Below are 13,055 nucleotides of genomic sequence, written 5' to 3'. Positions count from 1 at the left end.
TATTTTCTATTACAACCGGGTGTTAATAAGTAACCCCGGTTGAAATTGAATTTGACTGATTTCCATTTTGTAAGTAAAACAGTAGTGTGAAAATTCTATTTCTCGAACGATGGCATGGCCTCGGAAATATTTTGCGAGAAAAAGAACATGGCTTTCCTTTTCAAAATAATCATTACCCTTTAATTCTAACTCAGATTCAGACAGACTGATCATTTGGCAATCATAGTTACATTGACCAATTTTGATTGTCACAACGACAGGCTGAACAGGTTGAATTAACACAATTTCCCCTTAGTCAAAAGACCTGATTTAAACTTATTTCAATAAAATTGTTGTATCCAGTTATGAAGAGTTTGAATCTCCATTTCAATTTTGTTCTATTAAAATCAAAATGATAAAACATTGCTCATATTGTAAATTTTAGTCTATTAGCTATTAAATTAATAGGTGTCGGTAAATTTTGATACTGCAACGCAGTTCTTGAAAAAAACGTTAAGAGTAATCCTGCCTGTAATATTCGGGTTATTAATACCGATAATAATTCAATTTATAATCAGGCAATTAAAATCAGTTCTTTTCGCGCCACAATCACAAGAAAAGCTCCATATTATCCTTTCTAAATATGAAGCTTCTCACTATTGTGTATTTAAGATAGGATGTTTCTTTCTACTTGCTCTATTGTGTCCATATTTTTAGTTATTCCACATAAAGCCAAAGTTTCCAAAACATTTTCGCATGAAAAAATTCGAGATCTATCAGGTAAGGGAACTTGACATATCGCAGCTGTAATTTTACTGGCCTTTGCCCAAGAACCACTAAAAAGACCAAATGCTTGTGATTTAAGATCATTAATAATTACCTTGATTTTTCCCATTTCCGGGGAAATTACTGCTTTATATACATTTATAACGTCTTGTAATTGAAGCATTAAAAAAAGGTAATCATCTTTATTCTTCTCTACCACTTGTGTCATTGCATGACAATAATTTTTTGTTTCTTGATCTGAAGTCCCCATGCCGTTCTTTTTAATCTCTTGAATTAAAAATTTAATTTGAGATCGAACTTCATCAATTCTGGTCTCTTCTGATAATACTTTTTTATTTTGAAGATAATTTTGTGCTATATCTTGTTTATTAAGTTCTAATAATAGTAGATAACTACGAGCATCATTCCAATCCCAACTGCTATCCTTAATGTGAGAAATCACGTTTTCCAGATGATTTTGACAATCATTTATGGGTATCCCTCTTGTCAGCAGGTGATGTAGTGTATCAATGAGCTGATCTAATTTAATCTCTTTGGTGTCATAAGATGCAATTAATGACATTATTTGGGTTGTTAATTCGACTCCTAATTGTTGATGAGACTCCAGAAGTAGTTTCAATGCAACTGTTTTGTCTGCTGCGAGTATCGCAGCATAGGGTTCCACATACTCTGGATGAGTACTTAACAATTCCATGAATTTAGTGAGCACTTGTCTATTTTCTTTATTTCTTGATGAATTATTTAATAACAATTCCCCTGCTTTTTGGGGTGCCAGTTCATCTAATTGAGGAATAGCAAATCTATTTTTAATTGAGTGATATTGTTGATTAAGGTTAACAAGAACCAATATATGATCTACTAATGTAGTTGGCTCAATATTCTCAATTGATTTGAGGCTCTCAAAACCAGTTTTTACCTCTTCAATTGTTTTGTGTTGAATTTCTAAAAACTCTTTCAAGGCCATATGACTGTTTTTTTCAGCAAATTGAATCGCTTTTTCCAACAATGGCATTGAAACTTTGAAACCTTCTTTGTCTAACATTTCCAGCACCAAAGAAAGGTGACCAAGAGCTGCCTGACGTAAGAAAAATTTTTCTTTTTGAGACATATTGTCTTGCGAAAAAATTTGCTGCATCAACTTGGTTTCGCGTGCCAATCCACCGAGTATATCCATCTTTTCTATTATGGAATCAATAGCTATCTCAATTACTTCCCCATCAAGCGTTTCATTAGGTATTATTTCTCCATTTTCAAGTTGCCCAATATTATCTAAATAAGATAAGCCCAGTTTAAAAAGATTGACTAATACTTCTTGTTGATACTCCTGGTTTTTTTCTACAAAAACTAATTCATTGTTCTGATCTTTTTTGGGCACCCGTTTACCGTTTACTAAAATAGCATTTCCCTTTTCATCCAACTCGTAGGCTTGATGACGAGTTTTATCATAGGGAAACTCTCCTTTACGTAATAGTGCATAAGCTTCTTTGAGATCTGCCTTGATCATCTCTTCTGTGTAGTTGTATGGAGCCTTATTTTGACTCACGACTAAAAGAGGAACATCGTAGTGGTATTTCTCTTTGATTTTCATTGCATGTAAGGCAAGATTTAAGCGATCAAATAACTCGTCTTTGGTGGCATAGAAGGCACGGGTAGCTCCCTTGGTATTTCCTACCAGGATTTCTGTATGGTTTTCAACGCCTACAGTATTTTGTTGTTGCTCAATCAGCTTACGAAGAGTAATAGCGTATTTGGGATGATTTTTTGCTTTCTCTTGTTCTAATCGATTATTCAAAATGTCATAAACTTCCTCAATTTTATTTTTTACCTCTTCATTGTCCTTAAATCTGTCGAGATAATTAGCCTTTTCTCTAGAAAGTAGCCATTTAAAATCCTTTATGATTTCCTTGGTTGGGAAATAATGCTTCATATCTAATGCTTCTAGAATTCTTGCTTTTCTTTTTTCCAGATATTCAACAAAATGAATAGGATCAAGTGACTTTGGATTAGACGACCTATGAAGTTTCTTTACATCAAAAATAACTTTATCATTCTCTAGATTGCCTAAATTATCCAATTTAGCATTAAATAATTTATACATTCTTTTATTAATAACTGAGATATCTCGAATCCAGAACTTGTTCACCGTGTCCATATTTTGAGCCCATACATAACGATAGTCTTTCGAATCCACGTATCGGATATCAGAAAGCACACCTATAGGAAAATAATTCCATTTTTTATCTGCATAACCAGCAAAAGGAATGACTTCACCATGAGGAGGCAATAAGGTATGAGCGCGTTTTTTGGTGTAAATAGTATTTCTTTCACCACCGGGTGTTCCAAGAATCCAACCATCACTCAATCTGTCTTCAAATTTGCGAGGTTCGGTAATCGGTTCCTGGTAGCGTAACTCGGGAGTGCTTGTAGGCACTCTTTGTCGAAGGTATAACATGTTGTTTCGTGGATCAAAGTATTTTCCTTCTTCAACAGGAGCATCTTTCAATTCTTTTATGGATGGCGTATATCGTTCATGAACCGGATCTTCTAATTCGTTTAAAAGATACTCATAATCAGGAAATGTTTCACCACTTAGAGGAGTAGTGGATACAAGTCGCACTAAAGCACGACTATTTTTTATTAAATTCAGTGTCTCCATCGTACCGTTTGGATCAATTAAAGAGTCTTCCCTTTTAATTTCCTGTGGAATAGTTACTTCCTTAAATTCAATCAGTTTATTTTCTAGTAATTGCTTATATTTGGTTCTATCAATTTCAAGAGAAAAGACTCCTTTTTTCTCAGTAATATCAGGGATCACCAAAAATATACTGGAAAATAAGTTGACATAGTTTTCTTTAAAAAGTTCTGCTTGTTGGTTGTCCTCAAAAAAGACAGTTACGGTATTTCTCTCTCTGTGGTGTTTTACCTTAGAGATTACAGGTAATTCAGGTTGAGTAAGTCCGCTCATTGGAATAACCGTTTGTAATGCCTGAATAAAACTAATGGCATTTTGATGATGATTTATTTTATGAGGATTTCCTTCTTCACTGTGTTGAAATTGAAACATGCATTTATTAGGCCTTGATTCGGGCGCATCGGTAAAGCACTTTACTGTAGCTTCAAGAATAAGGTGCTTGCGGTAGCTCTCAAGAAGGTTATTATCCTCTGCTCCTTCTAATTGGCTGTAATAATTTGGTTCTGTGCGAACCACTTTGATTTCATCAAATAAAGTCTTGCGGTTTTCATTTGAAATTGGTTTTTGAAAGCGTTGATTAATATCATTAATCGTTTGTAGCACATCGTGTTTTTTTATTTCAAAAGTTTCTTTTGAAATAAAACCAAATGTAGAACGTTGTCCAGTCAAGATCAAAGTGTCAAAGCTGCAACGCATGAGATTAAAAACCGACTCCAGTTTGGCTAAATCAGTGTTCTGATAAATCCCTGACCGAATCATATAAGAATTTAGAACGCTAATGCTTTTAGCCCCACCGTCTTTTGTGGGATATAGTGGATAACAGCGTGTTAGATCAATTGCATGCGCATCATTCATCATATTCAGTTTGGCATCAGCAAGAGCTCTAATATCACTATTATTTGGATATAATTTATCAAGAGTGTAGGTTTTTGTAGTAATTAATGTTATTGCTTGTTCACGAGTGACAGTACGGCCCAAGCTGGCTTCTTTTTCAATCACGTAGTCTATAAAAACTTCAGGGGGACTTATTTTTCTATCGATACAATCCTGAATAGTGGAGTAACCCATTAATTCCACAACAATAGCATCCCGATAGAGTTTGTCGAGATCATCACCATAAAGCACTTTTGCATTGTCGCGAAAATATTTAACGAATTCTCTTCCTGAAGTTGTCCTAAAACTTTCATAAGTAACACGTCCAAGAGCATACGGTCCAGTATCAGACCAACCGGTTTCGTCTTTCCGACCTACAACACTAAACAGCATCATCATTTGTAGTTTTTCGAGTTCTGAATCACTCAATAATTTGGAATCTTTATTGTGTTCTTGATTAAAGGCATGGAGTGCCGTGATTAGATACGCTACCCTAACAGAATGTGTTAAACCATGGTTGGGGCGATGAACAATGTGTTTGATTTTGGAACCGTATTCGTTTTCAAGACGTTCTTCATTTAATACAGATTGGCCTCTGGCAACAATATCATCATACAATTGTTTTGCTTTTAATTTATCTTCATCAAATTGTATTAATTTTTGTTCTTCTTCTTCAAGCTCTTTGCGTTTTAATTCTTTTTCAGAAGAGTCATCTGGTATACCGTTCAGGATTGTCGTAAGATTTTGAATTGTAGTTTCTAGTGTTAGCCTATCTATCTCATGTGTAGAATTTTGGGCATGAAATTTATGCACGAGTTCAATATCTTTTGGGTCGACCACCATTCCATCGAGAATAATGTCAACGAATTCTCTGGCTGCTTCCCCACTCAAATGAATTAATCTACCATTTTCAAGTTCAATCATAGAGAGTTGGTTAAACCAGCGATTTACTATTGGTGTTATTGAATAAGGTTTGGAAAAATGATTTTTACTTACATGCTCAATGGCTTTTAAAAAACGGCTTTGATTAATTACTGTTTTCATTACTTTATCTCACTACTTAAATAATTTGCCTACAATTTGGTAGAAAGTTAATTATACAGGTCAAATATTAAGCAATTATTAAGCGATAAACGGCTTCTATCCAGACACTTAGAAGAGACAAATAACAATTAACCAACTGATTTTAAATGTATTTTATTAAATTTTTTTGCTAAAAAAGTGGATTATATGGATAAGTCAGTGAGTTAAAGCAAATATAAATGCAAGGATTTAAATTAACAAAATAGCTTTATGTTACATGACCTATGCTACCATTAAGGGATTTCGAAATTTGAGGATGTTTAAAAAGATAGTTTATATTTTGGATGTAAGGCAGTTGTAATGACATGTTATTTATTAATCGAGTATTCATGTTTACAACTCAATTACGTTTGGCGTTTATCTTCCTGATGCCATTTATAATTTGCAACACTGCGATCTAAATATAATGATGATATCGATTAGCTTTTAATTAAAAATAATTTGTGTTCAACATGAAAAAAAGTGATAAGCCATACACTTCAATAAATATAGAGACATTAATACTCGTAGCAGTATGGACATCGCCTTTTATTTTTCAAGGTACGTTTAAGATATTTGATAAGGATAATGCTAATGAGCATTTGGTATTTTATAGATGTGAATGTAATAAGTCAGATAAAACAGATATCTTAGAAGATGAATTTTCCTCTTTTGATTATCAGTTTACTCATCTTTATACAGATACAATCCAGTTTCAGGAGAATTTTCTGAACGAATTATCAGAAAATGCCATTTATTTACTACAGTATGCACTGTATGTGGCTTTAACTAAAATGATAACTAATAATAAACAAAACTATATATATATTGATGAAATCGCACTTCTTTCTCTAACAAAAAGGATAAAGCAGGTATTTAATGAACGCAAAGATCTGGAAGTTGAGGAAGAAATTGGCTTTGCGGTTGCTATGGATTTTAATCCTCAAGAACATACTGGGTTGGAAGCAGTACGTAATTTGCTTTCTATCTTACGTAGTGAGTAATAAATTAACGAGAGTTTGACATAAAAGGCACAATGCCTTTTATACCACTAAATAATAGACCTCTTGCATAACCTGCCTTTTTTATTTTATTGCAATGCTTAATTTAACAATTGGTCTATAATATTTTGCAAGTTATTGTCATTTTCATAATGAATAACTAAAGTCCCTTTGCCAGTTTTTCCTTGCTTTAATTTAATTTTGGTTTGCAATTGCTTTGCCAAAGAGTTTAATTGTTCTCTAAACAGGGAATTATTTTCCTTAAGTGCTTTTGGCTCTGGTTTTCCAGTTTTTATCCGCTCAACCAATTGTTCTGTTTCTCTCACAGATAAATTCTTGGCTACAATCAATTGGGCTACCTGATTTTGTTGATCTTCATCCAGAGCCAATAACGCCCGAGCATGCCCCATATCCAAGTCTCCATTTTCCAGGAGCTTTTTTACCGGGTTTGAGAGGGAGAGCAAGCGAAGAAAATTGCTTACTGCCGTTCTGGATTTGGATAAGAGATCGGCAACTTGCTGATGAGTGAGGGCAAATTCTGTGGTTAGTCTATGCATGGCTCTTGCTTGATCCATGGCATTTAAATCTTCCCGTTGCAAATTTTCAACCAATGCCATAGCCATTGCAGTTTCATCATCTACCTGTTTTAGTATAACAGGTACTTCCGTGAGTCCTGCAAGCTGGCTGGCACGCCACCGCCTTTCTCCTGCAATAATTTCATATCGCCCACTTTCCAACTCTCGGACTAGTAAAGGTTGTAAAACACCCTGTTTTTTAATAGATTGAGCAAGCTCACTTAATGGGGCTTCTTCCATTCCACCGCGAGGTTGATATTTACCAGGCTGTAAACAAGTAACCGCGAGTTTAAGCTGTTCTGGTTGAGATTGCTCGTTAAAGAGAGTACTGCTTGATTGACTTAATAAAGCAGATAAATTACGTCCCAAACTACTGCGTTTTACTGTCATTGTTTACCTCAAATTAGCTTGCTACAGTTTGTTTACTGATCACTTCGGCAGCAAGTACCATATAAGCAGCTGCTCCTGGCGAGGATTTATCGTATTGTAAAGCTGGCATTCCATGACTAGGAGCTTCGGCTAGTCTGACATTGCGTGGTACTACTGTTCTATAAACTTTTGCCGGGAAATGTTCTAATAATTGTTTGGATACTTCCGAGCACAGTCTATTACGTCCATCGTACATGGTACGAAGTACTCCCTCAATATGCAAACGTGGATTGACCGTAGATTTAACTTGCTCAATGGTGGATAACAAAGCGGCCAGACCCTCCAAAGCGTAGTATTCACATTGCATGGGAATCAATACAGAATCAGCAGCAACAAAAGCATTGATAGTTAATGTATTCAAAGCGGGAGGACAATCAATTAAAATAAAATCATAATTTGATTGAATAGGCTGTAATGCTTTGAATAAGAAGGTTTCTCGATGATTGCGTTCCATCAGACTCACTTCAGCGACTGTCAAATCCGAGTTACCGGGAATTAAATCATACCCACAAGTCGTGGCAAGACACGCTTGCTCAGCCAGACAATCGCGTAATAAAACATCATTAGTTGTGTGAACTAATTGATTTTTATCCACTCCACTTCCCATCGTTGCATTGCCCTGAGGATCTAAATCAATCAACAGGACCTGCTGTTTTGATGCAGCCAGTGAAGCGGCTAAATTGATGGCTGTAGTTGTTTTACCTACCCCGCCTTTTTGATTGGCAATGGCTATGACTTTCGCCATAATTATTCCTTGTTCGTGTTATTTATAATCACGCAGCAACGCTCGCCTTCGACACCGTGTACAGTATATCGTTCAATTCGGTATTTTTGATGAATTGGAATTAATTCAGCATCAGGAAGTCGCCCTTTCATTGCTAACCATAACCCATCTTGAGCGATAAGGTGTTGAGTCCACTTAATCATTTGTTCAAGGCTGCTAAATGCCCTGCTTATTACTGTATCAAAACCTTGGTTTGGGTGGTAGTTCTCAACCCGAATTTGTTTTAGTTCAAGGTTTTTTAAATTAAGCTGACGTTTTACTTCACTAAGAAAACTAATTTTTTTTCCGTTACTATCCAATAATACAAATTGTATGTCAGGTTTGGCAATAGCTAAAGGGATACCTGGTAACCCTGCTCCAGTACCCACGTCTAAAATTCTGTTTCCTTTTATCCATGGTAAGATGGCAAGACTGTCCAATATGTGTTTGCCGACCATAGTTTCTATATCTCGGATCGCGGTAAGATTATAAGTCTTATTCCATTTCTTGAGCAGGACCAAAAAATGTAATAATGGCTCACAGATGGAATCCAGCTCAAATGATTCCAAACCTTCTTCCAGTAATAATTTTATTTTAGCATTATTTGTCATACTGGAAGCCGGCTCTTTTTCAAGTGCACAAGCAAAAGAGAAAGGGCTGCAGGTGTTACTCCAGAAATTCGTCCAGCTTGAGCTAAAGAAGTCGGTTTAATTCGGTTCAGCTTTTGAATGACCTCACTCGATAAACCAACGACCTCATTATAATCCAGGGTATCCGGAAGTATAGTATTTTCATGTTTGCGTAATTTCTCAATTTCTTGTTGTTGCCTATCGATATATCCTGCGTATTTATTTTGAATTTCAATTTGTTCCATGACCTCTTGAGGCAAGTCGGGCAAATCCAAATCATTTATCATTAACAGATGTTGATAGTTGATTTCCGGCCGTTTCAAAAATTCGGAGGCTCGGCAATCATGTTGCATTGGATTAAGTAAAGTCTCTTTAAACAATTCATTATGGCCTACTCTAACCCAATTTTTGTATAGCAAATTCTGTGTTGATTCTATGGCTTCACGTTTTTTGGAGAAGGCTTCCCAGCGATTTTCACCTACCATACCAAGTTCACGACCTTTCTCTGTTAGTCTTAAATCCGCATTGTCTTCGCGTAATAGCAAACGATATTCAGCTCTTGAAGTAAACATTCTATAGGGTTCTTGTGTTCCACAAGTGATTAAGTCATCTATGAGAACACCCATATAAGCCTCGTCTCGGCGTGGACACCATAACTCTTGATCTTGCACTTGTAATGCGGCATTCATGCCAGCGATAATCCCTTGAGCTGCTGCTTCTTCGTATCCAGTAGTGCCGTTGATTTGTCCAGCAAAAAACAGATTAGGGATTGCTTTGGTTTGTAAAAATGATGTTAATCCACGAGGATCAAAATAATCGTATTCGATGGCATAACCTGGTCTGGTGATGTGGGCGTTTTCGAAGCCTTTAATGGTGCGGACAAATTGCACTTGCACTTCAAAAGGTAGGCTGGTAGAAATTCCATTAGGGTAAATTTCTTCTGTTGTTAGCCCTTCCGGCTCAACAAAAATTTGATGAGAGGGTTTATCAGCGAATCGAACAATTTTATCTTCAATTGAGGGGCAGTAGCGAGGCCCAACTCCTTCAATAACTCCTGCATACATTGGCGATTTATCCAAATTATTTCGTATGATCTCATGAGTTGCCTCGGTGGTATGTGTTATATGGCATGGAATCTGCTGAGGATGATCATGAACATTACCCAGGTATGAAAAAACAGGGACAGGTGTGTCACCAGGCTGTACTACCATTTGGCTGAAATCAATTGTTCGTCTATCTATTCGAGGAGGAGTTCCAGTTTTTAAGCGACCCACTGGCAAATCAAGATCACGCAAGCTTTTAGCTAATGCGATAGAGGGAGGATCCCCGGCTCTGCCGCCTGCGTATTGGTTCATTCCGACATGAATCTTGCCTCCCAGGAAGGTTCCTACTGTTAATACCACGGCACGTGCTTTGAGGGTAAGACCCATTTGTGTTACAACACCGGTCACCAACCCTCCTTGAATCAACAGGTCATCCACCGCTTGCTGAAATATGGTTAAATTAGACTGAGTCTGGAGCAGTGCTCTAATTGCTTGCCTATAAAGCACGCGGTCAGCTTGGGCACGAGTCGCTCGGACAGCAGGCCCTTTGGAGGCATTAAGAATTCGAAACTGGATACCAGCCTGATCGGCCGCTTTAGCCATTACGCCGTCCAGTGCATCAATTTCTTTAACAAGGTGGCCTTTACCAATTCCACCTATGGCTGGATTACACGACATTTGTCCAAGCAAATCGATATTATGGGTAAGCAGCAGGGTTTGCACACCCATCCGTGCAGCAGCAAGGGCAGCTTCTGTACCAGCATGTCCTCCACCTACTACTATGACATCGTATAACTGTTCAAGATTCATTTTTAACCATTAGTTATGTCTGAAATTTAATTGTTGTTTGAAAAATAATTAAAATCCACACACATTAAAAAATGTGCAATTATACACTTTTTTTAGTAATTGTCCCAAGAGGTAATTAGGTTATGAGCTTGAACCATTATTGCCACTTAATAAAGGTCGCATACTACTGACATCATCAAGCGCATCCAGCTCTATAACTTCTTCAGTCACTGAGTTTTTCTTAATCGAGTCTTGAGATACGGTTTTCTCTTTGGATTGAAAGAAACCTTGTTTTGATTTGAAAGACTTTCCCCAATTATCAGGATTTTTACAAAAGGATTCATATTCTTTTTCATCAAAAGCTTTAATTGTATCTTTTGTAGGCTTGAAAATAGCATTGATCATTAAATTGGTGGCGATGGCAACTCCAATCGTTGCTCCGAGGACAGCGAATCCAATCCCCAAAGGTAAAAAAACAAAGCTGACAAAAACAATTGCCGGGATCAGTGATTCAATGAACACTGAACGAAATAAATGCATGGTTTGAAAAACAATCATTTGTTTTTGATAATCTGTTTCAGCTTTTAATTTTTTAATTTCCAGAAAGAGGAATTTTTTTTCGTTATCATCCAGGTCAGGATTTTTTTCTAATAGAAGTTTAAATAAATCAACTTTATTATCATATTCTTCTCGCGCCTCTTTAGCAGACATGCGTGCTTTGTAGATTTCTATGCCACCTTTTACTGCATTGTAAATTACGGTAAAGGCCAGGCAAAGAACAGCGCCGGTGATAATGATTGCTATCAAAGCAGGGCCAGAGAAGGGCAGGAAGGGGGCTGCCAGCAATGCAAAAGCCAGCATTAATCCAACGGCGTAAGCTATATTTGTGTGTAAACTAATCTTTTGCAAATCCCAATTTCTTACACATTGTTTTTGTACCCGTTCTAAACCAAGCAATTGCAATTCGTATTCTTTTATTTTTTTATCCCTTTCGTCATCCTCTTCAGATCCTTCTTTTGTTTTTCTAATTAATTTTTTCAATTGTTTAATATCGTTTTCAAAATCCAACATTTCCTTGTTGTGTCGAGTCTTTTGCTCTTCATAATCCCAAATGGCCATACTAATATCAAAAACCAAGAGCGCTAAGGTTAATACATCCCCCCAAGTACCTAAAGCCCCTTTTCCTGTAAGCCAGAAAAAGCAAACCAAATTTCCTGTTGCCCAAATGGAATCATTGAGCAAGGCAAATTTTCTTTGATCCCATTGGGTGAGAAATCGTTCTGTCCAAGGTGTTTTTTTCTCAGTCTTACTCATCCATGGGCCACTAATGGTATGTTTGAGTAATAAAAACATGTTGAGGGAAAAACGAAAATAATATAAAGCCCAACTAATTGTACCTGTATAAGGATCAGGGGCTGTCACTACTTTTGTTGCTTGATCGACATTAAAAAAATCAGTAGGTAAGGCTGCAAGAATCACTTTTAAGAGGCTTGAGCCCCAAACCCAATACAAACGTTTCTCATTAAACCATCCCATCGCTTCTTTGATTGTTTTGGTTTTGCGATCCAATGAATCTACAATCATTTCTGCCAGTTCTTTACCAAGAAAAATGCTTAGGTACTTTACGGGATTGCCATCAGTAGCATGACTATGTTCAGGGGAAGGGTTTCTTTTTTGCTCTTCACAAACCTTATTATAATTCAGGCAATCTATCAGTTCTTCACATCGTTTGATATGTTGAGCATATATTTTCAAGTTCTCATATTTTTGATGCTCTTTTTCGTATTTTCTTTCAGCCAATAAAAGCAAATAGGCAACTTGCAGATCTCGAAGAAGTTTATTTTTGTTTTCCTCGTTCATATAACGAAGCATCACTTCATCAGTATTTTCCAAGATGGCAAGATAAAAACTCAGAGGAGCCATTAAATCTCCTCCTTTGGCCTTTCTATTGTATTCGAGAAGTTCGTCAACTCTTTTGTTATAGCGTAGCTCGGTTTCCTTATCACTTTTGAAGGTTTTCAGATAGGATTGAAGAATTAAACTACTTGTTGCCATAAAATGATCTCAGCTTTTTCTAATTTTGTTAATTACCTATATAAATGATACTATAAAAAGCAAATTTGTTCTTTTTTATAACATAGTATTTATTTTGGATACAAGATAAAAGTAGTTTGTTTTACATTATTGATACTAAAATTTTCAGGAATTTATGTGCAGGAGTATTTGTAGGTATTTTTTCTTGCTTTTGTAGTTATAAATTAACGTGAGTATTGGGTTTACCCTACGTATCTTGGGATACACTTCGTGAGGTTCAACGATTTCAATTATTGCTTAATTATTAAAACCTGGAATTATAGCGAATACAATAGACCTCTTGCATAACCTGTCTCTTGGTTACATTGCTGCGTTGCAAACGTTTCTGCGGTGCTCATTT

Annotated in this window: 8 protein-coding genes; 1 reads left to right on the top strand and 7 read right to left on the bottom strand. The window is 36.3% G+C overall.

Going from position 1 to position 13,055, the window contains the following annotated elements:
• Window positions 1-9 precede the first annotated feature (9 nt).
• Complete coding sequence (locus tag ACZ5EK_RS15270; RefSeq protein ID WP_464430561.1) at window positions 10-282, bottom strand: hypothetical protein; 273 nt, start codon at window positions 280-282, stop codon at window positions 10-12.
• Window positions 283-646: 364 nt separating this feature from the next.
• Window positions 647-5,374, bottom strand: a complete 4,728-nt coding sequence (locus tag ACZ5EK_RS15265; protein WP_464430559.1) for a SidE phosphodiesterase domain-containing protein — start codon at window positions 5,372-5,374, stop codon at window positions 647-649.
• Window positions 5,375-5,865: 491 nt separating this feature from the next.
• On the opposite strand from ACZ5EK_RS15265, the gene ACZ5EK_RS15260 reads away from it, so the two are divergent.
• Complete coding sequence (locus ACZ5EK_RS15260; protein ID WP_464430557.1) at window positions 5,866-6,396, top strand: hypothetical protein; 531 nt, start codon at window positions 5,866-5,868, stop codon at window positions 6,394-6,396.
• A gap of 98 nt (window positions 6,397-6,494) precedes the next feature.
• Here ACZ5EK_RS15260 and ACZ5EK_RS15255 read toward each other — a convergent pair whose 3' ends face one another.
• The 5 genes from ACZ5EK_RS15255 to ACZ5EK_RS15235 form a co-directional block, all read right to left on the bottom strand.
• The gene (locus ACZ5EK_RS15255) at window positions 6,495-7,358 is read right to left on the bottom strand and encodes a ParB/RepB/Spo0J family partition protein (protein ID WP_464430555.1); all 864 of its coding nucleotides are present in this window, start codon (window positions 7,356-7,358) and stop codon (window positions 6,495-6,497) included.
• A 13-nt stretch (window positions 7,359-7,371) separates the two neighbouring features.
• Entirely contained in the window at window positions 7,372-8,142 is a 771-nt protein-coding gene (locus ACZ5EK_RS15250; protein ID WP_464430553.1) for a ParA family protein, read from the bottom strand.
• Window positions 8,143-8,144: 2 nt separating this feature from the next.
• Window positions 8,145-8,771, bottom strand: coding sequence for a 16S rRNA (guanine(527)-N(7))-methyltransferase RsmG (rsmG, locus tag ACZ5EK_RS15245; RefSeq protein ID WP_464430551.1), 627 nt, complete (start codon window positions 8,769-8,771; stop codon window positions 8,145-8,147).
• Window positions 8,768-10,642 (bottom strand): tRNA uridine-5-carboxymethylaminomethyl(34) synthesis enzyme MnmG, encoded by a 1,875-nt coding sequence (gene mnmG / locus ACZ5EK_RS15240; protein ID WP_464430550.1) that lies wholly within the window; start codon window positions 10,640-10,642, stop codon window positions 8,768-8,770. The genes rsmG and mnmG overlap by 4 nt, the downstream gene beginning before the upstream one ends.
• Window positions 10,643-10,762: 120 nt before the next feature.
• Window positions 10,763-12,676 carry a hypothetical protein gene (locus ACZ5EK_RS15235; RefSeq protein ID WP_464430549.1) on the bottom strand — a complete coding sequence of 638 codons (1,914 nt, stop codon included), beginning with the start codon at window positions 12,674-12,676 and terminating at the stop codon, window positions 10,763-10,765.
• Between the last annotated feature and the right edge of the window lie 379 nt (window positions 12,677-13,055).

Source organism: Legionella sp. JM-2024 (assembly GCF_055389095.1).
This window is presented reverse-complemented; position numbering and strand designations above follow the sequence as displayed.

What these genes read in the sequence shown, in the direction of transcription:
- ACZ5EK_RS15265 (WP_464430559.1), bottom strand. Translation starts at nt 5,374, where the DNA reads ATGAAAACAGTAATTAATCAAAGCCGTTTTTTAAAAGCCATTGAGCAT.
- ACZ5EK_RS15260 (WP_464430557.1), top strand. Translation starts at nt 5,866, where the DNA reads ATGAAAAAAAGTGATAAGCCATACACTTCAATAAATATAGAGACATTA.
- ACZ5EK_RS15255 (WP_464430555.1), bottom strand. Translation starts at nt 7,358, where the DNA reads ATGACAGTAAAACGCAGTAGTTTGGGACGTAATTTATCTGCTTTATTA.
- ACZ5EK_RS15250 (WP_464430553.1), bottom strand. Translation starts at nt 8,142, where the DNA reads ATGGCGAAAGTCATAGCCATTGCCAATCAAAAAGGCGGGGTAGGTAAA.
- rsmG (WP_464430551.1), bottom strand. Translation starts at nt 8,771, where the DNA reads ATGACAAATAATGCTAAAATAAAATTATTACTGGAAGAAGGTTTGGAA.
- mnmG (WP_464430550.1), bottom strand. Translation starts at nt 10,642, where the DNA reads ATGAATCTTGAACAGTTATACGATGTCATAGTAGTAGGTGGAGGACAT.
- ACZ5EK_RS15235 (WP_464430549.1), bottom strand. Translation starts at nt 12,676, where the DNA reads ATGGCAACAAGTAGTTTAATTCTTCAATCCTATCTGAAAACCTTCAAA.